This window comes from Arthrobacter sp. 05L44, from assembly GCF_056397605.1.
In genome coordinates this window covers 1-23679 of sequence record NZ_JBFTNS010000003.1, presented here as the reverse complement: position 1 = coordinate 23679, position 23679 = coordinate 1, and the positions used below count along the sequence as shown (strand labels likewise).

Genomic DNA, 23679 nt, shown 5'->3' with positions numbered 1-23679 from the left:
TGGGCCTGTCGCTATATCCTCAATAGTAGTCGGCGGCACCGGCACTGATTTTTTCGGATGCCATGTGTGCCGCGCACCCCCTGAATCCGTCAAGGAGCATTCCATGAAGCATGACGTGACCATCGAGATCCCCAAGGGATCGCGCGTCAAGTACGAAGTCGACCACGAGACCGGCCGCGTCCGCCTGGACCGCGTCCTGTTCACCTCCATGCAGTACCCGACGCACTACGGTTTCTTCGAGAACACCCTCGGTGAGGACGGCGACCCGCTGGACGCGCTGGTGCTGCTGCAGGACTTCGACCTGCACCCCGGGGTGATCGTCGAATCCCGCCCCATCGGCGTTTTCAACATGACCGACGACGGCGGCGGCGACGCCAAGGTTCTCTGCGTGCCGGCGGACGCCCGCTTCGACCACATCAACGAGATCAGCGATGTCAGCGAATTCCTGATCAAGGAAATCGAGCACTTCTTCACCCGTTACAAGGACCTGGAGCCCGGCAAGTGGGTCAAGGCCGAGGGCTGGGGCGACCGCGCCGCCGCCGAGGCCGAGCTCGAAGCCTCCATCAAGCGTTTCGTTCCGCACACGCACTAACGCGTCCTCATCAGGAACGCGGGGTACCCTCCGGCCGTATGGCCCGGGCCGGGGCCCCGCGTTGCTGTTTAACGCAGCCACTTTGCGCTGCCAGCCGCGGGTCAGGATTGTGTGAAATTGTTGGTTCATGAGTGCCGAGCCCGTTTTTAGCCCGCCCTGCGGCCCGGTGACCGGATGGCGCGACGGCGACGTCGTCCGCGCCACCGGGATTCCCTATGCCACCGCCGCACGGTTCCAGCCGCCGTCGGCCGCCCCGGACTGGGCGGAACCCCTGGCGGCCACCTCACCCGCCCCTGCCTGCCCGCAGGCGCCGGTCCCGTTCCTGGACGAGATCCTCGGAACCCGCTACGGCGAACTCCCGGGCAGTGAGGACTGCCAGCGCCTCTCGATCACCATGCCCGCCGGACTCACCGACGGCGGCCTCGACGGCGGCGAACGGTTGCCGGTTATGGTGTGGCTGCACGGCGGTTCCTACACGTCGGGCTCGGGCGACCTCGCGATCTTTGATCCCACCGCCCTGGTCGCCGAGAACCGCGTGATCGTGGTGTCCGTAACGTACCGCCTGGGCCTGTTCGGCTACCTGGCCGCGGGGACCGGCCGGCCCGCCAACCTCGGCCTGCTCGACCAGCTCGAGGCCTTCCGCTGGGTCCAGCGCAACATCGGCGCTTTTGGCGGCGATCCGGCAAACGTGACGGCGTTCGGCCAGTCCGCCGGCGGCGACGCCGTCGCCCACCTGATGGCTACGCCGGAGGCCCCCGCCCTGTTCCGCCGCGCGATCATTCAAAGCGCCCCGCTGGGCATCACCCGCGGCCGGGAGAAAATGAGCCGCGCCATGGGCATCGCCGCCACGGCCGTCACCGCAGAGACCCCGGCCATGGATGTTGTGGAAATCGAGGGGCACGTCTCCCAGGTGGCCCGGAAGTACGGGCTGATTGCGGCCATGCCGTTCGGCACCCAGTACGGGCATGACCCGCTGCCAGCAGAGGCCGGTATCGAGGACGCCTGGAACACCACGGCTCCCGGAATCGAGGTCCTCATCGGGCACACCTCCGAGGAAGCCAGGATGTTCCTTCCGCGCAACAGGGCCATCGGGCGCCTCGCAAAGGTCCCGCTGCTCGGGAACGCCGCGCTCAAGGCCATCAACTGGGCCGTGACCGAGGCGGTCTACGGCAGGGCCTCCCGGAAGTTCGCCCGGCGCCACGCCCGCGCCGGCGGCAGGGCCTACAGCTACGTCCTGTCGTGGGCCGCGCCGGGCAACTTCTACGGGGCCTCGCACACCGTGGACTTGCCCCTGCTGTTCGGCAACCGGCGGACCTGGGAAGGCGCCGGGCTGGTCGAGGGCGCAAGCTGGGAGGACATCAACGCTGCGGGCCGGCAACTCCGGGCCGTATGGGCGCGCTTCGCCTCCGGGAAGGGCCTGGAGCCCAGCGGCGGGATTCCCGGCGCGTTCCGGTACCGGGCGATCTGAACCGGAACGGGACCTGTGCGAACTCCCCTGAGCGCGGCCGGCGGACGGCAGTGAGGACACTCGGCGTCGACCTCGCCGCATCGACCAAGAAGACGGCGGCCGCCGTCGTGGAATGGAGTGGCGGGTCCGCCCGGCTTCTGTCTGTCAGCCTCGACGTCGACGACGCCGGGATTGTGCGCCTCTTCGGCGCCACCGATATGGCCGGGATCGACTGCCCCGTGGGCTGGCCGGACGCGTTTCTGCCCTTTATTGCCGGGCATCTTGCCGGCACCCCGCGCCCGGTCCTGGATCATGACGGAATCGAGGGCCGGCGGCTCCTGGCCTACCGGGACACGGACCGCTTCGTCACGGCCCGGACCGGGCTGATCCCGCTCAGCGTCTCAGCAGACCGGCTGGCGCACCCGGCCATGCGCTGCGCCGTGATCCAGGCCAAGATCGCGGCGGAGTTCGGCGCCCAGGCCAGGGACGGAAGTGGTCGGCTGGCCGAGGTCTACCCGGCGGCGTCCCTGAAGCTCTGGGGCCTGCTGGCGCGGGGCTACAAAGGCCGCGGCGCACCGGAAACAGAGCGCCTGGGCAGCCTCCTGGCCGGACTTCGGGACGCCGCCCCTGGCTGGACCTGGCCGGGCACGAGGAGCAACTGGCCGGCTCGGACGACATGTTCGATGCCCTGGTCGCGGCCCTGACCGCCCGGGCCGTGGCCGTTGGCGCGAGCATCCGCCCCGACGCCGCCCACGCCGGGGCCGCCCGGTCCGAGGGCTGGATCCATCTGCCCACCGGCGGCCTGGAGGCGCTCACCGCGCCCCGGGCCTGACCCGCCGCGATCGCGCCCAGGCGAGGGTCGCCCCTAGCCGCCGAGGCTCCAGCCGCTGATCTCCTTCGCGTCCTCGCCGTGGGCCCGTGTGTGGTTGTGGGCCACGATGCGCTGGTCCTGCAACGACTGGCGCAGCAGCGAGTGCCGTTCCGCCAGGCCCGGCACCCGGTCGATCGCGTCGATGGCCAGCTGGAACCGGTCGATGCCGTTGAGCATGGCCATATCGAACGGTGTGGTGGTGGTCCCCTCTTCCTTGTAACCGCGCACGTGCAGCCCCTCCTGGTTGGTGCGGCGGTAGGCCAGCCGGTGGATCAGGGACGGGTAGCCGTGGTAGGCGAAGATGATGGGCTTGTCGGCGGTGAAGATGCCGTCAAAGTCCCGCGACGAAAGTCCGTGCGGGTGCTCGGCGGCGTCCTGCAGCCGCATCAGGTCCACCACGTTGACCACCCGGATCTTCAGTCCGGGTGCACCGGCCTTTAGCAGCTCCGCGGCCGCGACCGTCTCCACGGTGGGGACGTCGCCCGCGCAGGCCAGCACGACGTCGGGCTCCTCGCCGGGGACCTCGGACCCGGCAAACTCCCAGATCCCCAAGCCCCGCTGGCAGTGGTGCGCCGCGTCGGCGGGCCCGAGCCAGGTGGGAGATGGCTGCTTTCCGCTGACCACGATGTTGACGTAGTCCCGGGACACCAGGCAGTGCTCCATCACGGAGAGCAGCGTGTTGGCGTCCGGCGGCAGGTAGACGCGGATGACCTCGGCCTTCTTGTTCACCGCGTGGTCGATGAATCCCGGGTCCTGGTGCGAGAAACCGTTGTGGTCCTGCTGCCAGACATGCGAGGAGAGCACGTAGTTCAGGGAGGCCACGGGCTGGCGCCACGGGAGGTCGCGGTGGACCTTCAGCCACTTGGCATGCTGGTTGAACATCGAGTCGACAATGTGAATGAAGGCCTCGTAGCAGCTGAAAACGCCGTGCCTGCCGGTCAGCAGGTAGCCCTCGAGCCACCCCTGGCACAGGTGCTCGCTGAGGACTTCCATCACCCGGCCGGCGCGGGCAAGGTGTTCGTCCACCTCCTCGATCCGGTACTGCCAGACCTTGTCCGTCACCTCATAGACATCCTGCAGCCGGTTGGACGCGGTCTCATCCGGGCCGAACAGGCGGAAGGTCTCCGGGTTCAGGGCGATGACGTCGCGGAGCCAGGAGCCGAGGGTGATCATGGCGCTGACCCGGTCCCTGCCCGGCTGGGCGACCTCCACGGCGTGGTCCGAGTAGCCGGGCAGCTTTAGGTCCCTGAGCAGGATGCCGCCGTTGGCGTGCGGGGTGGCGCCCATCCGCAGTTCCCCGGCCGGGGCGTTGGCGGCGACGTCGGGGCGGAGCCGGCCCTCGGCGTCGAACAGTTCGTCGGGCCGGTAGGACTCCAGCCACCGGCCGAGCTGCGCGAGGTGCTCGGAGTTGGTGCGGACCTCGGCGAGCGGCACCTGGTGGCTCCGCCACGTCCCTTCCACCTGCAGCCCGTCCACGGTTTTCGGCCCGGTCCAGCCCTTCGGCGAGCGCAGCACGATCATCGGCCACGCGGCGGCCGGGACCGACCCGTCACCCTGTCCCCCGGTGCGCCGCCCGGCCTGGATCTCCCGGATGTCTGCCAGGCAGCGGTCCAGCACGGCGGCGAAGTCCCGGTGCGCGGCCGCGGTGTCGTCCGGGTCCGTGACGGTCACGAAGTGCGGCTCGTGCCCGTAGCCGCGCAGCAGCTGCTCCAGCTGGGCTTCGGGCATACGCGCCAGGATGGTCGGGTTGGCGATCTTGTAGCCGTTCAGGTGCAGGATCGGCAGGACGGCCCCGTCCGACGCCGGGTCCAGGAAGTTGTGGGAGTGCCAGCTTGCAGCGAGCGGCCCGGTCTCGGCCTCGCCGTCACCGATGACGACGGCGGTGATCAGCTGTGGGTTATCAAAGACAGTGCCGTACGCGTGGGCCAGCGAGTACCCGAGTTCGCCACCCTCGTTGATGGAGCCCGGGGTTTCCGGTGCAGCGTGGCTGGGGATGCCGCCGGGGTACGAGAACTGCCGGAACAGCTCCGCCAGGCCGTCTTCGTCCGGGCCAACGTTGCTGTAGATCTCCGAGTACGTCCCTTCCAGCCAGGCGTTGGCCACCACGGCGGGTCCGCCGTGGCCTGGACCGGCGACGAACAGCATCTCCTGGGCGTCCCGGCGGATGACCCGGTTCAGGTGCGCGTAGATGAAGTTCAATCCCGGGGTGGTGCCCCAATGGCCGAGCAGGCGGGATTTGGTGTCTTCGGCGCTGATTGGCCGGCGCAGCAGCGGATTGGCCCGCAGGTAGATCTGCCCCACCGAAAGGTAGTTCGCGGCCCGCCACCACCTGTCGACTAGGCCCAGGTCCGCGGCGTTGTCCCCGTCCGGCGTTGCTTGCACTGTCCGCTCTTCGACCTCATCAGCCACCGTTGTACTCCGCTCCGGTCCGTGCCGCCGTCGGCGGCGCCTGACCCCATCGCAACATCTTCCGTGCGCCCGGCACAAGCCCGGTGCCAGGGGCCGGGCGGGCCGGCGGGCGGCCCGGGGCGGGTCTGTTACGGGGCCGGCACCTCGTGCTTGCCTCCGGTTTACCACGCGGTAGTGTGGCATCCAGAATGTTCACGCTGACCATCAACCAGACCGACAGCCGGCGCGACGGCGACCGTGTGCCGCAGCTCCTCAAGGACCTGCGGCACATTCCGGCGCGCCTCGATTTCGACCGCTCCGTCGAGGACGAAGTCCAGGGAATCGTTGACTGCCCGCGGCAGGCCGTCGAGGCCGCGCTGATCGCGCTGCGGACCGGCGCCTGGTATGTCGGGATCGGCGTGGGCCCGGTCAATGAACCGCTGCCGAACCAGATCAAGGACGCGTCCGGCCACGGGCTGGTGTACGCCCGCCGCGCCGTGGACCGGCTCCGGAACGGCAAGGACCGTATCCCGGTGGCGGTGGAGGGCCCCTTCGCGGACCTGGCCGCCGAGGCCGAGGCCGTCCTGCGGCTCCTGGGCCACATTGTCCACGACCGCAGCGCCGCCGAATGGCGGGTGCTGGACCTGCTCACTCCCGGGGTGCGCGGCCAGCAAAAAGCCGTGGCGGAGGAGCTCGCCATCACCACGCAGGCAGTCAGCAAGGCGGTGGCGCGGGCGCAGTGGAACGAGGAGCACGCGGCCCGGCCGGCGGCCGCCCGGCTGCTCGCCCTGATCCTCGAGGTCCGCTAGGCCCCCTCGGCGGGCTCCCGGGGTCCGCTAGGACCCGAGGAGGATGCTGCGCAAAACGTGCGCGGCGCCGTCGTCGTACACCGAGTGGGTGACCTCGTCGGCGGCGGCAATGACTTCGGCGGGTGCCTGGCCCATGGCCACGCCGCGGCGCGCCCAGGTGAGCATCTCGATGTCGTTCCGGCCGTCGCCGACCGCCACCGTGCGGTGCGCGTCGATGCTGAGCCGTGAGCGCAGCTGTTCCAGGGCGCTGGCCTTGGTGACCCCGGCCGCCGCGATGTCCAGCCACGCCGTCCAGCCGACGGAGTAGGTGACGCCGGCGAGGCCGACGTGGCGGATGGCTGCGTTGAACTCCTCCGGTGTGTTCTCCGAGCTGAACACCACAACGCGCACGGCCGTGGCCTCAAGCATGGTCTGGAAGTCGACGCCGATCGCCTCGACGCCGAAGCTGGCGTCCTGGAAGCGCTCGGTGGAGAGGAAGTTGCCGTCGGCGTCCTCGAGAGCGTACTTGGCGGAGGGCAGCCGCTTGCGGAGCGCCCGGAGGGCGGGGCCGGGATCGAAGGTGGCTTTGTGGAGCACTTCGTAGCCGTCCGGCAGCCCGGAATCAACCCGCAGGGTCACGCCGCCGTTGGAGCAGACCGCGTACCCGTTGTCGATGCCGATGTGCTCGATGATCGGCAGGGTGGCGTTGAGCGAGCGGCCGGTCGCGATCATCACTTTGTGCCCGGCGGCCACGACGGCCTGGGCGGCTTCCCGGACGGGAGCGGACATGTGGCCGTCGTGGTCGACGAGGGTTCCGTCGACGTCGAGGGCGATCATCATTTTGTCATTTGCATCTCGCTGGTCATCGTTGCCAGCGACTGAGGCTTCAGTCAATGTAGTCATCTAACAAGTAGACCAGACACCGCCGACAGCTGGTAGGACGCGCGCCACAGCAGGGTGTGAAGCGTTGGTGAACAGCTGCCGACGGCGGGTGGCTAGAGGACGGGGAGGACCGTCATGCCGCCGAGGTACGTCTGCAGGGCGGCCGGAACGTTGACCGAACCGTCCGGGTTCTGGTGGTGCTCCAGGATCGCGACAATCCAGCGGGTGGTGGCCAGGGTGCCGTTGAGGGTGGCCACGGCACGGGTGCCCTTGGGTGCGCCGTCCTCGTTCAGGACGCGTTCGCGGATGTTGAGCCGGCGTGCCTGGAAGGTGGTGCAGTTGGAGGTGGAAGTCAGCTCGCGGTAGGCGCCCTGGGTGGGGACCCAGGCTTCGCAGTCGAACTTGCGGGCCGCGGAGGTGCCGAGGTCGCCGGCAGCGGTGTCGATCACCCGGTAGGGCAGCTCGCACTTGGCCAGCATCTCCTCTTCCCAGGCCAGCAGCCGCGCGTGCTCGGCGGGCGCCTCTTCAACGGTGGTGTAGATGAACATTTCCACCTTGTTGAACTGGTGGACCCGGATGATGCCGCGGGTGTCCTTGCCGTGCGATCCGGCCTCGCGGCGGTAGCAGGAGCTCTGCCCGGCGTAGCGGATCGGTCCGCCGCTCAGGTCCAGGATTTCGTCGGCGTGGTAGCCGGCGAGGGCCACCTCCGAGGTCCCGACCAGGTAAAGGTCGTCCTCCGCCAGCCGGTAGATCTCGGCGTCGTGCTTGACGTCGAATCCGGTGCCCTGCATGGTTTCCGGGCGCACCAGGGTGGGGGTGATCATGGGGACGAAGCCGGCGTCGATGGCCTGCTCCATGGCCATCTGCAGCAAGGCCATTTCCAGCCGGGCCCCGACGCCGCGCAGGAAGTAGAAGCGCGATCCGGAGACCTTGGCGCCGCGCTCCATGTCAATGGCGCCGATCAGCTCGCCGATTTCCAGATGGTCTTTGGGCTCGAAGTCGGGGAACTCGCGGGGCGTCCCGACCGTCTTGACCACCACGTAGTCGTCTTCACCGCCGGCGGGGACGCCGTCCTCGACGAGGTTGGGGATGCCGCGGAGCAGTTCCTCCTGCGCGGACTGGGCGACGTCGGCCTCCGCGGACGCCTCCTTGACCGATGCTGCGAGCACCTTGACCTCGGCCAGCAGGGCCTGCTTTTCCTCGCCCTTGGCCTGGGCCACCTTCTTGCCGAAGGCGTTCTGCTCGGCCCGCAGGTTCTCGAAGCGGATCAGCGCCGCGCGCCTGGCGGCGTCCGCCGCGATGATCGCGTCCACCACGGATTCGTCGGCGCCGCGGGCGCGCTGGCTGGCACGGAACTTGTCCGGATTGTCGCTGAGGTCTTTTACGTCGATCACCGGATAAGACTATCGAACCCGGGGGCCGTCCTCCGGCAGTCCTGCCGCAGGGTACACGCGGGATAGTGTTGGACCAACATGCGCGACTGGCTGCTTTACCTCGTCATCGCTGGAGCCCTGGTATTCGCGGTCTCCAGCTGGTGGGGCGTGCGCCGGCTCAAGGCCAAGCACATCCGCAGCGCCGTCTGGGAAGAAACGCACAATCCGGACCTGGCCACCCAAAAGGTCGCCGTGGTGCTGAACCCGATCAAGTCCCGGTCCGCGGAGGCCCGTGCCCTGGTGGAAAGCGCCTGCCTCGCGGCCGGCTGGGAGGCGCCGCGGTTTTTTGAAACCACCGCGGAGGACCCCGGCTTCTCGCAGGCGCGCGCCGCCGTCGAGTACGGGGCCGACGTCGTCCTGGTGGGCGGCGGCGACGGCACCGTCCGTGTGGTGGCCGACGCCCTCGCGCACACCGACATCGCCATGGGGCTGCTTCCGCTGGGCACCGGCAACCTGCTGGCGCGCAACGTGCACCTCGATATCGGGGACCTGCGCGGCTGCGTCGAAATCGCCCTGTTCGGGCACCAGCGCTTCATTGATACGGCCCGGCTGAAAGTGGAGAACGCCCTGACCGGGCAATCCGCGGAGCACGCGTTCCTGGTGATTGCCGGGATCGGCATGGACGCCGAAGTGGTGGGTGACACCAACGACGGGCTGAAGAAGGCCGTGGGCTGGCTGGCCTACACCGAGGCCGGGGTGCGTCACCTGCCCGGCCGGCGCAAACGGGTTTCCATTGCCCTGGACGACCAGCCGGAGCAGTCCAGGAAGATCCGGAGTGTGCTGTTCGCCAACTGCGGGCTGATTCCGGGCGGGATCGATTTCATTCCGCAGGCCATGATCGACGACGGCATGCTGGACGTGGTGGTCATGAGCCCGCGGAGCGCGATCGGCTGGGTGGCGATGTACTGGAAAATTGTGCTGAAGCACAAGCGGACCCTGCCGGTGATGACGTATTACCGCTCCGGAAAGATTGTCATCAAGTGCGCCGAGCCGATGCCGACGCAGATCGACGGCGATCCCTCGGGCGAAGCCACGTCGGTCACGGTCCAGGTGGAGCCCCGGTCCCTGCTGGTCAGGGTTAAAGAAGACGCCGCACGCCAGGTTTCCCTGAACGGCGGCGCGGCGGCAGGAGCGTCGGGGGCCGGGTAGGCCCCGCACCCGCCGGGCGGTATCCGGCCTAGCTTGCTTCCTTCTTGGCTTCGGCTTCCTTCTTTGCCTCTTCCGCTGCCTTCGCGGCGCGCGCCTCGGACTGCTCGCGAATCATCGCCTGCTCCTCCTCGAAGCGCAGCCGGTCCGCGCGGTCCGCGTCGTCGCCGTCCCAGTCCTGGTTGTCGGCCGTCGGCTTGGGATTGACAATCATTCCCTGGCCGTCATTTTCTGTGGTGTCTGACATGACCCGCTCCCTCCGGTAGAGGACTTCCCCAATATGGATCAGGCAAGCATACGCACAGTTTTCAAGTGGTGGAAGTGCCGCGTGGGGCGTTTGTCTACGCTGTGGGCGAAGCCTCCGCGTTATATTCCTGAACCACGGATGCCCCGGCAAGTATATCTTTGACCCATGCATGGGCCGCCCGGAATGCCTGGTCCGAGGTGTGGGGTGCCACCTCCGCGCGCTGTCCGTCGGCCCGGCCGTAGGAGCCCAGGAACCGCGTGGCGGGGCTGATCCGGTGGAGCCCGGCGAGGGCGTCGGCCACCCGGGCGTCACTCGCGTGCCCGTCGGCGTCGATGCTGAAGAAGTAGTGCCCTAGATACTGGCCGGTGGGCCGGGATTCAATCCGGCTGAGGTTCACGCCGCGGGTGGCGAACTGGTCCAGGATTTCCATCAATGCACCGGGTCGGTCCTCGGGCAGCGGCACCACCACGGTGGTCTTGTCAGCGCCGGTCCGCTCGGGGAGTTCGCCGGGCCGGCCCACCAGCACAAAGCGGGTGACAGCGCCCGGGTTGTCGCCGATATTCTCGGCCAGGACAGCCAGGCCCGGCTGTTCCGCGGCGACAATCGGCGCGCAAATGGCGGCGTCGTAGTGCGGATCGCCGTCCAGCAGGCCCATGGCGGCGGCCGCCGTGGACGATCCCGGAATGTATTCCGCATTGGGCATATGAGCGTCAACCCAGAGCCTGCACTGCGCCCACGCGTGGCCATGGGTGGAGACCCTTCGGACGTCCTCAAGGCGGACGCCGGGCCGTGCCACCAGCACGAAGCTAATGGGCACAAGGGCTTCTCGCAGGATCCGGAGTTCCTGGCCCGTGGCAATCGCGTCCAGGGTGGCCGTCACCCCGCCCTCGACGGAGTTTTCGATCGGAACCATCGCCGCGTCCGCGGACCCGTTACGGACCTTGTCCAGCGCCGTGTTGACGTTGGAGGAGGGAATCCGGACGGCCTCGGCGGCGCCGGGCACCTGCATCAACGCCGCCTCGGTAAAGGTTCCCTCGGGGCCGAGGAACGTGTAGGTGACGGGCGACGCGGGCATGGTTTCTTCTTTCGCTTACAGGATGACGGGCTTGAGGCCGTTGTCGGACACGAGCGGCAGGCCGTTCTCGAGCCACTGGTCCATTCCCCCGGCGACGTTCATGGCGGAGTAGCCGTGGCCCACCAGCCACTGCGCGGCCCGGAAGGAACGCCCGCCGGTGCGGCAGATGACGTAGAGGTCCTCGTCCGGGTCCAGTTCCTCGAGCCGGCCCGGGAGCTGGTCCAGGGGGATGTGCACAGCACGTTCGGCGTGGCCGGCCGCCCACTCGTAGTCCTCGCGGACGTCCAGGATCCGGGCCGCTTCGGGAATGTCGGACACGGTCACGGTGTCGATGTCGCTCATGGTGGTCCTCTCCGCTGAAATACAAAACAAAGTCCGCCCCCAGCGTATCGCCAGCGGTCGCAGCCGGGTCCAACCGGAGGGCACGTTACGCTTCTGCAGAGAGCAAAGGAGACCTATGCCAGCCCTTCGGCCCACTACGCGCAGCACCGGAACGGCCCGGATTGACGGCGCCCTCCGGCGGGTGTGGGCACGTGGCTGACCTCCATGACCTCTCCGCTGTGGCCTTGCGCGACGCCCTGCGCTCCGGCGAGCTGTCCGCGCGGCAGGCCGCGGCCCATTTTCTCGAACGGATAGAGGCCGCGAACCCCGGCCTCGGGGCGTTCATCACCGTCACGGCGGACGACGCCCTCCGGGACGCAGACGCCGCGGACCGCCGGTACGCCCGCGAGGCAGCCCCCGGCGGCGACGGCACGGCTGCCCTCCCGCTGCTGCACGGCATGCCCACCGCCTTCAAGGACCTGACCGACGTCGCCGGCGTCGTCACCACCCACGGCAGTGCCGCCCTGGACCACAAGCCGGCCCCGGCTGACGGCGCCCTCGCCGCGGCGTTGAAGGATGCGGGTGTAGTCTCCCTGGGCAAGACGCAGGTGCCGGAATTCGGGTTGACCGCCTACAGCGAGAACCGGATCGCCCCACCCTCACGCAACCCGTACGCCCTCGGCCGGAGCTCCGGCGGCTCCTCCGGCGGCAGCGCGGCCGCCGTCGCAGCGGGCCTCGTGCCGTTCGCCCCGGGATCCGACGGCGGCGGCTCCATCCGGATCCCGGCCGCAGCCTGCGGCCTCGTGGGCCTGAAACCCGGACGGGGACTGATTCCGGCCGGGGAAAGTACGGGTGACCCGGCCCGGCTGGTGGTCGCAGGTCCGTTGGCCCACTCCGCCGCCGATGCCGCCCTGCTGCTGGACGCCCTCGTCCCGCCGCCGGCGTCGGCGCCAACCGGAGGAGCACTCCCCGGCTACCTGCGGCAGTCCGCCCAGGATCCACCCCCGCTGCGGATCGGCGTCAGCCTGGACAGCCCGTGGCAGGCGGCCTATCCCTTCACACCGGACCCCGAGGCCCTCGACGCGCTCCGTGCAGGGATCCGGCTGCTCGAAGCGGCCGGGCACCAGACCGGCGAGGCAGCCATCCGCTACGACAACCGCTACCCCGGCGCGTTCACCACCGCCTGGACCGCCGGCGTCGGGAACGCCCGCATCGCCCCGCAACGCGAAGCCCTCCTGGCGCCGCTGACCCGGACGTTCCGCCGCAGGGCCCAGCAGCGCAGCGCGTCGAAGCTGAACGAGGCCCTCGCGTTCCTGCGCCAGTTCGAGCGGGACACCGTGGCGCAGTTCTCAGCCTGGGACCTGGTCCTGAGTCCGGCCCTGGCGCAGACGCCCCGGCCCGTCGGCTGGTTTACCGGCGCGGCGCACGGTGACGGTTACTGGCCTGCCGCCGAATGGCCGGGCGACGCGGACGAGGACTACCGGAAGCAGTGCGAATTCGCTCCGTGGTCCTCGCTGGTGAACGTGTGCGGGCTGCCCGCCATCAGCATCCCGGTGCACTGGACCGGCCCCACACCCGGCACGGGCCTGCCGATGGGCATCCAGCTGGTGGGACCCGCAGGGTCCGAGGCGCTGCTGCTCCAGGTGGCCGTCCAGCTGGGTTTCTGACCCGCCGGCACCGGGAATAACCCAGGAATTACCTGCCAGTGGCGGCGTGGGGTTTACTGGTGCCAACGCCGTTACCAACCAATGCCGTTAGCAACAGGAGAGGGATCGATGAAGATCACCGGTGCAGTACTTGAGGAAATCGGGCGGCCCCGCCCCTTCGCGGAGTCCGCCCCGATCAGCATCGCCGAGCTGGAACTCTCCGCTCCCGGCCCGACGGAAATCCTGGTCCGGCTTGAGGCCGCGGGGATCTGCCACTCGGACCTGAGCGTCGTTGACGGCAACCGGGTACGCCCGGTGCCCATGCTGCTGGGCCATGAGGCCGCCGGCCGGGTGGTCGAGGTCGGAGCGGACGTCACCGATTTGGAGCCCGGCCAGCGCGTGGTGATGTCCTTCCTGCCGCGTTGCGAGCAGTGCGAGAACTGCGCGGCGGACGGTCGCCTCCCCTGCACCGCCGGGTCCAAGAGCAACGGCGAAGGAACGCTCCTGCACGGCTCCATGCACCTGAGCCGGGACGGCGAGCCGGTCTTCCACCACCTCGGCGTGTCCGGGTTCGCCAGCCACGCCGTCGTGGACCGGGCCTCGGCGGTACCGGTGGGCGATGACATCCCGCCGGACATCGCCGCCGTGCTGGGCTGCGCGGTGCTGACCGGCGGCGGCGCCGTGCTGAACGCCGCCAAACCCCGGCCTGAGGACAGCATCATGATCGTCGGGCTCGGCGGGGTAGGAATGGCCGCCCTGATTACCGCGGTCTCCCAGGGCGTCTCGAGGATTGTCGCCGTGGACACCCTCGACGAAAAACTTGAGCACGCCCGCCGGCTCGGCGCCCACGAGGCCTACACCCCGCAGGAACTGGCGGACCAGGGCATCAAGGCCAGGTTCGTGGTCGAATGCGCCGGCAGCGCCCGGGCGTTCGAGACAGCATTCGCCGCCACCGACGTCGGCGGCACCACCATCACGGCGGGGCTTCCGTCCCCCGACGCCCGCGCCCAGCTCTCTCCCCTGACCATCACGGCGGAAGCCCGCACCGTCGTCGGCAGCTACCTCGGGTCGGCGGTGCCGGCCAGGGACATCCCCAAGTACGCCCAGCTGTGGCGGGACGGGAAACTTCCGGTCGAGGAGCTCATTTCATCGCGGATTGCTCTGGCCGACATCAACGAGGCCATGGACCAGCTGGCCGACGGCAAGGCAGTGCGCCAGGTGATCATGTTCGACGCCGAATAGCGAGGCCGCGGGGGCGACACGGAGAGGAAACACACCCGTATTGACTTGATCCGCGCCGCCGCGGATGTGACAATCGCGCGCCGCGGTGTCAGCATTAAGTAAATGAGCACAACTCATTTAGATAATCCCCCCGCTACAACGCCGGGCGATACCTCGTTTTTTGGCCACCCAAAGATGCTGGCCAGCCTCTTCTCGGTAGAGATGTGGGAGCGCTTCTCCTTCTACGGAATGCAGGGCATCCTCCTCTACTACATGTACTTCACGGCCGATCAAGGCGGCCTTGAAATCAACAAGGCCCTCGCCGCCAGCCTGGTCGGCGCCTACGGTGGCGGTGTCTACCTCTCCACCATTCTGGGCGCCTGGCTCGCGGACCGGCTCTTCGGCTCCGAGCGGGTCCTCTTCGGCGCCGCCATCATGATCATGGCCGGCCACATCGCCCTCGCCCTGATCCCCGGGGTTCCCGGCCTCATCGCCGGCCTGGTGCTGGTGGGCGTCGGCTCCGGCGGACTGAAAGCCAACGCGACCGCCCTCGTCGGCAGCCTGTACCGCGAAAAGGACGAACGCCGCGACGCCGGGTTCTCCATCTTCTACATGGGCATCAACGCCGGCGCCCTGATCGGTCCGCTGATCACCGGCTGGCTGCAGGAAAGCCAGGGCTTCCACTGGGGCTTTGGCGCCGCCGCCGTCGGTATGGCAATCGGCTTGTGCATCTACGCCCTGGGCCGCAACAAGCTGCCGGAAGACGCACACCGCGTGCCGAACCCGCTGCCTGCCGCCCAGCGCACCCGGTACGGGCTGGTCTTCGCCGGCATCGCCGTTGTGATCGCCGCCCTGCTCGCCACCGGCACCGTCAACGCGGACAACCTCGCCATGTCCATGGCCTACGCCGCCATCGGCGCGTCCGCCCTGTACTTCGTGCTCATCTTCACCAGCAAGAAGGTCAACGCCACCGAGCGCAGCCGGGTCACGGCCTTCATCCCGCTGTACATCGCCTCGGCTGCATTCTGGGCCCTGTTCCAGCAGCAGTTCACCTTCATCGCCGTGTACTCGGAGGAGAAGCTGGACCGGAACCTGTTCGGCTGGGAAATGCCGGCGGCATGGGTCCAGTCCATCAACCCGGTCTTCATCATCGTCTTCGCCGGTGTTATGGCCGCCATGTGGACCCGCCTCGGCCGCAAACAGCCCGGCTCGGCGCTGAAGTTCTCGATTGGCCTGTTCGTGATGGGCCTGGCATTCCTGGCGTTCATCCCGCTGGCCGGCGACGGCAAGACGCCGCTCCTGGCGCTGGTGGGCATCCTGCTGCTGTTCACGCTGGCGGAGCTGTTCCTGTCCCCGATCGGCCTGTCCGTGACCACCAAGCTGGCACCGAAGGCCTTCCACACCCAGATGGTCGCCCTGTTCTTCCTTTCGATCTCGCTGGGCACCACCCTGGCCGGCATGCTGTCCGGGCTCTACAACCCTCACGACGAGCTGCCGTACTTCATCGGCGTCGGCGGAACGGCCATGATCCTGGCCGTCGGCCTGGCCGCAGCCTCGCCTGCCATCAAGAAGCTCATGGGCGGCGTACGCTGACCTGAATGAAACCCCGAGATCGCCCGCCGGTAGAGTCGCGCGTCTACGTCCCCGCCCTTGGCGAGGCGTCCGACGTCGAACTTATGCCGGCGGGCGATGTCACTGAAGGCGTGGTGCGGATCGGCGGGACCATCCGGCGGCCACATCAGCCGCAGAGTTTCGCCGTCGCCGCGTACCTCGACTGGCTGGAGGATGCGGGCTTCGACGGTTCACCGCGGTTCCTGGGCCGGGACGCCGAGGGCCGGGACGTTCTGACTTTCCTCGCCGGGCAATGCGCCGGTGCCGATCCGGAGGCCTGGGTGCAGTCCGAGGAACTCCTGGCCTCCGTCGCCCGGCTGGTCCGCCGGCTGCACACGGCGTCGGCAGGTTTCGTCCCGGCCGCCCATCCGTTTCCGCCCCGCTTCCTCCCGTCGGGCGCAGCCGGCCAGGATCCGGCCGAACTGGTCTGCCACCTCGACGTCACCGCGCAAAACGTGGTGGTCCGGGACGGCGTTGCCATCGGTCTGGTGGACTTCGACCTCGCCGGCCCCACCACGGCCTTCAAGGATTCCTTCAACGCGGCGTCGCACTGGGCACCCCTCCGGGACCCCGCCGATGCCTGGCCGGGCTGGGAAGACACCGACCCCTTCCGGCGGCTCCGGATCTTCGCCGACGCCTACGGCTGGGGCGATCAGGAACGCCGGGCGCTGCCGGCGTTCGGGGTGGAGGCGGCCACGCTGAGCTACCAGCGGATGGAACACAACGCCAAGGCTCTTGGCGGCGGCTGGGCCCGGATGTGGGACGACGGGGTCGGCGGGCTCATTCTGCGCCGGCGCGACTGGCTCCACGCCAACGCCCAGCGCTTGGTGGACGCACTTACCGGGCGGAGATGAACTCCGCGTTCGTGAACACGACGCCGAGCGTCACAACCACCAGCAGCGTGATGGCAATCGCGACGTAGCCGAGGACCAGGCCGGCGATGGCCAGGCCCCTGCCCCCGGGCTCACGGTGCAGGGCGAGGTGACCGAGGACGACGGCGGCCAGCTGCGGGAGCAGGAAGAAACCGAGTCCGAGGAAAGCCGCGATGCCGCAGCACAAACTCGCAATACTCAGGCCCTTCGAGGCCGGCGCGACGCCGTGATAGTACGGCTGTCCGTAGGCATCGGCGTACGGGGGCGCCGGCTGGCCGTAGGCATCGTACGTCCCGGCCGGCTGGCCCAGCTGCGGGGCGGCGGCGGGCATCGGCGGAACGTGGCCGTCGGTGTACGACGGGCCGTACGACGGCGGCTGGTAGTCCCGCTGTGGCTCGCCTGACCCGGGCCCGGGCTGCTCCGTCATGAAAATCCCTCCGCTGTGTGTACGTCAAGATTATCCCCGCACAGGGTCCCCGGCGGGGCGGCCGGCGTCACAGCCGGACGATTCAGGCCAAAGCATGTTCCGCGACCACCTCGTCTGGCATGCTGGAGCCATGGCTAGCCGCGCGGGCACAGTTGCCCAACCCCAAGACCTTGTTGACCTCACTGCGCTCCTGGATGCGTACTACGACGTTTCTCCGGACCTGGGTGACCCGGGACAACGCGTCGCCTTCGGCACCTCCGGGCACCGGGGCTCGAGCCTGAAGGCGTCGTTCAACGAACCCCATATCGTCGCGATCACGCAGGCCATTGTGGAGTACCGCGCCGGGCAGGGCATCACCGGCCCGCTGTACCTCGCCAAGGACACCCACGCCCTGAGCGAGCCGGCGCAGAACTCGGCGCTGGAGGTGCTGGCTGCCAACGGTGTGAACGTCCTGATCGACGCCCGCCACGGCTACACGCCCACCCCTGCCCTGAGCCACGCCATCCTGACCCACAACAACAACTCCCCCGCCGGTGCACCGCAGGCCGATGGCATTGTGGTGACCCCCAGCCACAACCCGCCCGGCGACGGCGGGTTCAAGTACAACCCGCCGCACGGCGGACCGGCGGACACCGACGCCACCGGCTGGATTGCCAACCGCGCCAATGAACTGCTCGAAAACGGCCTGCGCGGGGTCAAGCGGGTACCGATAGCGGACGCCCTGGCCGCCGACACGACCGGGAAGTTCGACTTCCTGTCCAGCTACGTTGATGACCTGCCATCGGTGCTGGACCTGAACGCTATCCGCGACGCCGGCGTCCGGATCGGCGCCGATCCCATGGGCGGCGCGTCAGTGGACTACTGGGGTGAAATCGGCGAGCGCCACCACCTGAACCTCACCGTCGTGAATCCGACCGTCGACCCGCAGTGGGCCTTTATGACCCTGGACTGGGACGAGAAGATCCGGATGGACTGCTCCTCGCCGTCGGCCATGGCGTCCCTGATCAACCGGATGGCGGCCGGTGCGGACGGGTCCGCACCGTTCGACATCGCCACCGGCAACGACGCCGACGCCGACCGGCACGGCATTGTGACTCCGTTTGTCGACGGGCAGGGCGGGTTGATGAACCCCAACCACTACCTCGCCGTCGCCATCGATTACCTGTACCGGCACCGCAGCGGGTGGAACCCGCAGTCCGTGATCGGCAAGACCCTGGTGTCCTCCTCGATCATCGACCGTGTGGCCGGGAGCCTGGGCCGGAAGCTGGTCGAAGTGCCGGTGGGCTTCAAATGGTTCGTCCCCGGGCTGCTGTCCGGCGAGGGCGCCTTCGGCGGCGAGGAATCCGCCGGCGCTTCCTTCAACAAGATGGACGGCAGCGTCTGGACCACGGATAAGGACGGCATCCTGCTGGCCCTGCTGGCCTCCGAAATCACGGCGGTCACCGGCACGTCGCCCTCGCAGCTGTACAAGGGCCTCACCGACCAGTTCGGCGACCCTGTCTACGCCCGCATCGACGCGGCCGCGACGCGGGAGCAGAAAGCCGCCCTGGGCAAGCTGTCGCCGTCGGACGTCACGGCCACGGAACTCGCGGGCGAGACCATCACCGCGAAGCTGACTGAGGCGCCCGGCAACGGAGCGGCCATCGGCGGACTGAAGGTGGTCACCGAGAACGCCTGGTTCGCGGCCCGCCCGTCGGGCACCGAGGACGTCTACAAGATCTACGCGGAGTCCTTCAAGGGCGCCGAGCACCTCAAGCAGGTCCAGGCTGAGGCCAAGGCCCTGGTGGACGGGGTTATTTCCTAGCGGGAAGGGATGTGGGCGCCGGCCGGTGCGGCCGGCGCGACGCGCCAGCGGCTGGCGCACCGGTGGCTGGCTGGCGCCCGACGGGCCGGCCCGCTGTGTCGGCCTAGGCCCGCTGGCCGTCGCGGAGGTTTGCGGCAAGCACTGACTGGTCACGGCCCAGCGTCTTCGCCCGGTACAGGGCGGCATCAGCCGAGGAGATCAGCGCCTGCAGGTCCACGCGGGCCGGGCCGGTGGAAGCTATTCCGTAGCTCACAGTCGGCAGCTGTGGCTCCACGGATGGCTGTGCTTCCTGCAGCCGCCGGCTGATGGTGGCTGCCATCTCTTCGGCGCGTTCCGGGCTGACACCCGGCAGGAGGAGGACGAATTCCTCGCCGCCGTAGCGTCCCACGAGGTCGGTGGACCGGACGGATGCGGTGCAGGCAGCGGCGAAGGTCTGCAGGGCCACATCCCCGGCCGCGTGCCCGTACCGGTCGTTGACGGACTTAAAGTGGTCGAGGTCGGCGAGGATCAGCGACGCCGTTGTCCTCGCGTTGCCCAGGCGGCGGAGTTCGTTCTGCGCGAGGTCAAGAAAGGCGCTGCGGTTCAGAAGTCCGGTGAGGCCGTCGAAGGTGGCGCGGGCACGGAGGTCCCGGGTCAGCTGTTCGTTGCTCAACTCCGCCATGGCGAAGGAGGCGATCACCAGGACCATCGAGGTGAGGAGCGTCGTCGCCACCGAGCCGAAGTAGGTAACGAACACGGGACCGTTGGGACCCTCGAGGATGAAGGCGGTGAGCCGGCCGGCGTAGTAGACGGCAAGAAGCGCGGCGCCGAAGGCGAGGGGGCGGTGCACCCGGGAGTAGTCCACATCGAGCAGGAACAGTTCGCGGGAGCAGAGCCCCAGCATCAGCCCCATGACGCCCAGCAGCGCTATCCCGCCGGACCAGTTATTGGTGGCCGGATGGTCCAGCACCGACAGGATGCCCGTTACCGCGGGCCCGGCCAGGAGAGCCCACAGTGGCGGGTTTCCGCAGCGCAGCGACCGGCCGCCGGCCCACATGGCCCCGGCCCCGCCCACCAGCAGGATGTTGCCCAGCGGGTTCGCCCACACCTGGTGAACGGTGCCGTCCAGCAGGTAGGAGGAGGATCCGGTCAGGAAGAGCAGCAGTGCTGAGCACCACCAGCCGCTGAAGGGCGAGCGGGTCCGCCGGAAGGTAATGAAGTAGAAAAGACAGAGCAGGGTCAGGGTGACCACGGCCAGCGACACGCGCAGCGTCGAGGTGTCGAGCATCATCCTGTGACTCCCCCAGCGCGCACCCAGTGACCCCAGAATCCGTCGGTGTCAGTCTTAATTTGCCCCAAGTATTGCACCTCGGACGAAAAATGAAGAGGCCCACTCATAATGTGGCGTCCCACAGCGTCACCACCCGCCGCGTGGTGTGGCCGCCGTCCGGTGCCATGTCCACCAGCGCGATCCGGTCCAGCGCCAGTTGGGCCCCAGGCAAGGGCGAAAGGGTGCCCCGGTGGGAGACATGCGGACGGTATCCCGTCAAGGTGTAGCCGGGGGTGGCGACCCGGCCCGGCAGCGCCCCCACTGCACCCACAAGGGCCTCGTGGAGGGCCTGGAGCGCGGCACTGGGCTCGATCAGGCTGACTGGTACCGAGCCGTCGCGGCCGAATCCCGCGTGGCCGCCAACGGGGACGGAAGTCCCCAACGCTGCCCGCACGGGTGCATCCATCAGCCCGGCCATGCGGGCACAGAGGAGGTCCCCGCCGCCGTCGTTGCCGCCGCCGGTTCCCGGGGGAAGCTCGACGGCGTCGAACTTCACCAGCGTGATGTGCATCGGCCACGCGTCGCGCGGGAATACCATCCCGGTGGTGACCGGTTCGAGGAAGGCAACCACGATCAGGTTCCGCATGGGGCTAGTCTGCCACTGCCCTCCGACACGGCGGCCCGCCGGGCGATTAGACGGTGCGGACCACGTCGTCGTAAGCGAACTTGGGCTTCGGTGCGCCCCAGGCTTCCTCGGCGGCCTGGCCGATGTTGACCACCATAAAGCTCTTCTGGCTGCCGTCGGGGAAGAAATCGGCGTCGATCTTGCCGAAGTCTGCGCCCGTCATGGGTCCGGCGGAGAGGCCGAGGGAACGGACGGCGAGGATGAAGTAGCCGGCCTGCAGGTGCGCGTTGTTGTTGCCGGTGGCTGCAGCGAGGTCCGGGGCGGCGTCGTACATGGCCTTGGGGGCGTTGTAGCCCGGGAGGAAAGTGTCCCACTGCTCGTGCCAGGCCGTGTCGACGCTGAGGACGGCGACCAGCGGGGCGGACGCGGTCTTGGCGCGGTTTCCTGCGGAGAGGGCGTCAACCAGGGTGGCGCGGGCCTCGTCCGAGCGGACGTAGGTGACGCGCAGCGGCTGCGAGTTGAAGGCGGTGGGACCGAACTTGGTCAGCTCGTAGATGGCGCGGGCCTGCTCTTCGGTGACTTCCCCGGTGAAGGCGTTCGCCGTGCGTGCCTGGGCAAAGATGGCATCCACCGCTGCGGCGTCGATTACTGCTTCTTCATGGGCGAGGGTCATTCGCGTCCCTTTCGGTGGGCTTCGGCCCCGGTCGGGGCGCTGGTGCGTTCCCTAAGTGCAACGGAGCCGCCGGGCGGCTGCTTCCCGGCGGGAACAGTGAGGTCGGCCACAACCGGCGGCCGGTGTGGTCACTGCTGTGCGGCAAGGAGCAGCATCCGGGCACTGTCGCGCCGGTACATTGCGGCGTGGTCGTTGAGCTCCGTGCGGCCGGTTTCGGCGGCCCGGTTGTCGGAGTACTCGGCGAGTTCGCCCAGCCGGGCGCTCAGCGTTTCCAGCACGTCCCGGCGCTCGAAGGGGTAGCCGTAGGCCTCGATCAGTGCGTCGAGGCGGGCGATTTTTTGGGACGACGACGGCGCCCCGGCACCTTGCTGCCCGCCGTCGTCGTTCGTTGCACCGTCACCCTTGCCGTCGCCGAGCCCTTCGATCAGCGGCACCAGCTGGTACGCCAGGTAGGCGAAGTCCCAGATCCTGGGCCCGGGCGACGCCGCGTCAAAGTCGAAGACACCGGCGAACCGGTGGTTTTGGAACACCATGTTGTACGGGGCGAAGTCGTTGTGGCAGATCACCTCAACCGGGTGATGGGTTGGCAGCTGCCAGGTCAGGGACGCACGGGCCAGCTCGGTGCTGGCGTCCTGGATCCGGCGGAGCAGGGCGGCCGCCTCCTGCAGGATGGAAGGGTGCCAGATCCAGGGCGGCAGCGAGTACTGGACAACGTCCCCCGGCAGGAACGAGAGGATTTCGCGGCCCTGCGGATCCATGCCGAGAGCCGTCGGGACACGGTCGATTCCTTGGGTCCGGAGTGCCTCGAGCAGGGCGTGGACGGCGGGTGTCCAGGGACCCGAATTTCTGCGCACGGTATCCCCCACGCGCACCACCACGCTTGAATTTCCGCCAGCAAGGACCTCTTCGTGCACCACCGAACCAATCTAGACGACCGTGGGGCCGGGGCTTGGCAGCGTGCGAGGATAAATTATGGCAAGCACCCGCCCCGGAACGGCCCCGCTGTTTGATTCCGGCCGCATGTTTTACGGGAAGACGCCGCGCTGGATCTTCGCTGGTGTTGGCCTGCTCCTGGTTGCCAGCTTCGTTGGCGCGCTGGTCTCCGGCGCTGGCCGCAGCCCGGGTGGGCTCGCGGCCCTGGCCGCCGCGATGGTCTTCATTGCCGTGTTCTCCTTCGGCTATTCCCGGATCCGCCTCACGGAGGACACGATCATCCTCACCTGGCTGCCGCTGTACCGCGCCCGCATCCCGCTCTCGCAGGTCCGGTCCGCATCACCACAAACCATCACGGGTCTGCAGTATGGGTTCGGGCTGCGGCTCGGCGGTTTCGGACTTGGACTGATCCAGGACACCGGACCCGCCATCCGGCTTGAGGCCAACCACGGCTACATCCTGAGCCTCGGCACCGACGAACGACGCACCCAACTGCTCACCGCACTTGCCGACGCCGGAGTGCCCACGACTCTGTAGTCGGGCTGGAGGTTGGGTTTTGGGCGGGGGTCCGACGGCGGCGGGTGTTGGTAGCGCTGCCCGACGCATCGGATGACGCTGCCACATTGCCACGCGACGGGTCGGGACTTTCTTCCCTGTCTAGGGGTGGTTGTCTTCGGGTGTCTCTTTGAGGCGGTCGCTATTTTGTCGTACCCCCTTGGGAGACTTGGTTTATGGGAAGCGGTGCAGCTCTCGCGTTTCGTCCGGCTGGTGGGCCGGACGGTGATCAGCGCGGTGCGCAGCCGGGCTGTGAGCTTGCCGGCGGTGCGGTGTTGGGTGGTGTGCTGGAGGACTTGCGGGGGTTCAGTGCGACGGCGGTCGCGGACGCGGCGTTGTTCGGGGTCCGTGAGGCCGCGGAGTTCGCGGCCCGGGTCGAGGAGATCTCCCGGACCGTGGAGTACCTGCAACTCATCGCTGCGTCAGCGGTCGAACGCACCCGCACCGACGCCGCTGCCACCAATGACCCGGTCCTGGATGACGGGTACCGGCGCCCCGGGGATTTCCTCCGCGCCCGCCTGCATATCAGCGCCACCGAAGCGCACCGCCGGCTGGCCCTGGCCGGGGACGTGCTGCCCCGCACCGGGACCACCGGCCAGCCCCTGGCACCCCGGCACGAGGAACTCGGCGCCGCCCTCGCCGCCGGAACCCTCGGTTCCCGGTCCGCCACGATCACCAGCCAGGCCCTGGACCGGGTCCGGCCCGTCACCGACCCCGACACCACCACCCGGATGGAACACGCCCTGACCGCCACCGCCACCGAGTACGACCCGGACTTCCTCACCCGCATCGCCCGCCGCTGGATCGACGCCCTCGACCAGGACGGCACCGAACCCTCCGAAGAAGTCCTCCGCCAACTCCAGGGCGCCTTCA

Annotated in this window: 24 protein-coding genes; 13 read left to right on the top strand and 11 right to left on the bottom strand. The window is 68.8% G+C overall.

Annotated features, from left to right (window positions below; all coding sequences use genetic code 11):
- The first annotated feature begins 103 nt into the window (after nt 1-103).
- The 4 genes from AC1DHY_RS08825 (at nt 104) to AC1DHY_RS08810 (ending at nt 2871) form a co-directional block, all read left to right on the top strand.
- The gene (locus AC1DHY_RS08825) at nt 104-592 is read left to right on the top strand and encodes an inorganic diphosphatase (RefSeq protein ID WP_441406094.1); all 489 of its coding nucleotides are present in this window, start codon (nt 104-106) and stop codon (nt 590-592) included.
- Nucleotides 593-719: 127 nt separating this feature from the next.
- Nucleotides 720-2060: a carboxylesterase family protein gene (locus AC1DHY_RS08820; RefSeq protein WP_476903498.1), complete on the top strand. Its 1341-nt coding sequence runs from the start codon at nt 720-722 to the stop codon at nt 2058-2060.
- 50 nt (nt 2061-2110) lie between these two features.
- On the top strand, nt 2111-2743 hold the full coding sequence (locus tag AC1DHY_RS08815) for a DUF429 domain-containing protein (protein WP_476903497.1): 633 nt from the start codon (nt 2111-2113) through the stop codon (nt 2741-2743).
- Nucleotides 2716-2871, top strand: a complete 156-nt coding sequence (locus AC1DHY_RS08810) for a hypothetical protein (protein ID WP_476879339.1) — start codon at nt 2716-2718, stop codon at nt 2869-2871. The genes AC1DHY_RS08815 and AC1DHY_RS08810 overlap by 28 nt, the downstream gene beginning before the upstream one ends.
- Before the next feature lie 33 nt (nt 2872-2904).
- Here the strand turns inward: AC1DHY_RS08810 and AC1DHY_RS08805 are convergent, their stop codons facing one another.
- Nucleotides 2905-5292 (bottom strand): phosphoketolase family protein, encoded by a 2388-nt coding sequence (locus AC1DHY_RS08805; protein WP_476903496.1) that lies wholly within the window; start codon nt 5290-5292, stop codon nt 2905-2907.
- 215 nt (nt 5293-5507) lie between these two features.
- On the opposite strand from AC1DHY_RS08805, the gene AC1DHY_RS08800 reads away from it, so the two are divergent.
- Entirely contained in the window at nt 5508-6107 is a 600-nt protein-coding gene (locus AC1DHY_RS08800; RefSeq protein ID WP_476903495.1) for a hypothetical protein, read from the top strand.
- Nucleotides 6108-6134: 27 nt separating this feature from the next.
- On the opposite strand, the gene AC1DHY_RS08795 is transcribed toward AC1DHY_RS08800, so the two are convergent.
- Together AC1DHY_RS08795 and serS are read right to left on the bottom strand one after the other, a co-directional pair.
- Nucleotides 6135-6989, bottom strand: a complete 855-nt coding sequence (locus tag AC1DHY_RS08795; protein ID WP_476879342.1) for an HAD family hydrolase — start codon at nt 6987-6989, stop codon at nt 6135-6137.
- 92 nt (nt 6990-7081) lie between these two features.
- Nucleotides 7082-8362: a serine--tRNA ligase gene (gene serS, locus AC1DHY_RS08790; protein ID WP_476879343.1), complete on the bottom strand. Its 1281-nt coding sequence runs from the start codon at nt 8360-8362 to the stop codon at nt 7082-7084.
- A gap of 78 nt (nt 8363-8440) precedes the next feature.
- On the opposite strand from serS, the gene AC1DHY_RS08785 reads away from it, so the two are divergent.
- On the top strand, nt 8441-9550 hold the full coding sequence (locus AC1DHY_RS08785) for a diacylglycerol/lipid kinase family protein (RefSeq protein WP_476879344.1): 1110 nt from the start codon (nt 8441-8443) through the stop codon (nt 9548-9550).
- 28 nt (nt 9551-9578) lie between these two features.
- On the opposite strand, the gene AC1DHY_RS08780 is transcribed toward AC1DHY_RS08785, so the two are convergent.
- The 3 genes from AC1DHY_RS08780 to AC1DHY_RS08770 form a co-directional block, all read right to left on the bottom strand.
- Nucleotides 9579-9794, bottom strand: a complete 216-nt coding sequence (locus AC1DHY_RS08780) for a hypothetical protein (protein WP_476879345.1) — start codon at nt 9792-9794, stop codon at nt 9579-9581.
- Between the two features lie 94 nt (nt 9795-9888).
- On the bottom strand, nt 9889-10869 hold the full coding sequence (gene pheA, locus AC1DHY_RS08775; RefSeq protein ID WP_476903494.1) for a prephenate dehydratase: 981 nt from the start codon (nt 10867-10869) through the stop codon (nt 9889-9891).
- 15 nt (nt 10870-10884) lie between these two features.
- Nucleotides 10885-11211 (bottom strand): rhodanese-like domain-containing protein, encoded by a 327-nt coding sequence (locus AC1DHY_RS08770; RefSeq protein WP_476903493.1) that lies wholly within the window; start codon nt 11209-11211, stop codon nt 10885-10887.
- Nucleotides 11212-11402: 191 nt separating this feature from the next.
- On the opposite strand from AC1DHY_RS08770, the gene AC1DHY_RS08765 reads away from it, so the two are divergent.
- The 4 genes from AC1DHY_RS08765 (at nt 11403) to AC1DHY_RS08750 (ending at nt 16522) form a co-directional block, all read left to right on the top strand.
- Nucleotides 11403-12857 carry an amidase gene (locus AC1DHY_RS08765; protein ID WP_476903492.1) on the top strand — a complete coding sequence of 485 codons (1455 nt, stop codon included), beginning with the start codon at nt 11403-11405 and terminating at the stop codon, nt 12855-12857.
- Nucleotides 12858-12965: 108 nt separating this feature from the next.
- Complete coding sequence (locus AC1DHY_RS08760) at nt 12966-14078, top strand: alcohol dehydrogenase catalytic domain-containing protein (RefSeq protein ID WP_476903491.1); 1113 nt, start codon at nt 12966-12968, stop codon at nt 14076-14078.
- Nucleotides 14079-14180: 102 nt separating this feature from the next.
- Nucleotides 14181-15650 carry a peptide MFS transporter gene (locus tag AC1DHY_RS08755; protein WP_476879575.1) on the top strand — a complete coding sequence of 490 codons (1470 nt, stop codon included), beginning with the start codon at nt 14181-14183 and terminating at the stop codon, nt 15648-15650.
- Between the two features lie 5 nt (nt 15651-15655).
- On the top strand, nt 15656-16522 hold the full coding sequence (locus AC1DHY_RS08750; RefSeq protein ID WP_476879574.1) for an aminoglycoside phosphotransferase/kinase family protein: 867 nt from the start codon (nt 15656-15658) through the stop codon (nt 16520-16522).
- Here the strand turns inward: AC1DHY_RS08750 and AC1DHY_RS08745 are convergent.
- Complete coding sequence (locus AC1DHY_RS08745; protein WP_476879573.1) at nt 16506-16967, bottom strand: DUF4190 domain-containing protein; 462 nt, start codon at nt 16965-16967, stop codon at nt 16506-16508. The two genes, AC1DHY_RS08750 and AC1DHY_RS08745, sit on opposite strands and share 17 nt — an antisense overlap.
- Before the next feature lie 130 nt (nt 16968-17097).
- Here AC1DHY_RS08745 and pgm point away from each other — a divergent pair, with 130 nt between their 5' ends.
- Complete coding sequence (gene pgm / locus AC1DHY_RS08740; protein ID WP_476879572.1) at nt 17098-18771, top strand: phosphoglucomutase (alpha-D-glucose-1,6-bisphosphate-dependent); 1674 nt, start codon at nt 17098-17100, stop codon at nt 18769-18771.
- A gap of 103 nt (nt 18772-18874) precedes the next feature.
- Here the strand turns inward: pgm and AC1DHY_RS08735 are convergent, their stop codons facing one another.
- From AC1DHY_RS08735 to AC1DHY_RS08720, 4 genes are all read right to left on the bottom strand, one after another.
- Nucleotides 18875-20041, bottom strand: a complete 1167-nt coding sequence (locus AC1DHY_RS08735) for a GGDEF domain-containing protein (protein WP_476879571.1) — start codon at nt 20039-20041, stop codon at nt 18875-18877.
- A gap of 103 nt (nt 20042-20144) precedes the next feature.
- Entirely contained in the window at nt 20145-20666 is a 522-nt protein-coding gene (locus AC1DHY_RS08730; RefSeq protein ID WP_476879570.1) for a 2'-5' RNA ligase family protein, read from the bottom strand.
- 46 nt (nt 20667-20712) lie between these two features.
- Nucleotides 20713-21318 (bottom strand): malonic semialdehyde reductase, encoded by a 606-nt coding sequence (locus AC1DHY_RS08725; protein WP_476879569.1) that lies wholly within the window; start codon nt 21316-21318, stop codon nt 20713-20715.
- A gap of 128 nt (nt 21319-21446) precedes the next feature.
- On the bottom strand, nt 21447-22235 hold the full coding sequence (locus AC1DHY_RS08720; protein ID WP_476879568.1) for an aminoglycoside phosphotransferase family protein: 789 nt from the start codon (nt 22233-22235) through the stop codon (nt 21447-21449).
- A 55-nt stretch (nt 22236-22290) separates the two neighbouring features.
- On the opposite strand from AC1DHY_RS08720, the gene AC1DHY_RS08715 reads away from it, so the two are divergent.
- Both AC1DHY_RS08715 and AC1DHY_RS08710 read left to right on the top strand, forming a co-directional pair.
- The gene (locus AC1DHY_RS08715; protein WP_476879567.1) at nt 22291-22788 is read left to right on the top strand and encodes a hypothetical protein; all 498 of its coding nucleotides are present in this window, start codon (nt 22291-22293) and stop codon (nt 22786-22788) included.
- Between the two features lie 302 nt (nt 22789-23090).
- Nucleotides 23091-23679, top strand: a 589-nt coding sequence (locus AC1DHY_RS08710; RefSeq protein ID WP_476903490.1) for a DUF222 domain-containing protein, incomplete at its 3' end; no start/stop codon positions are given.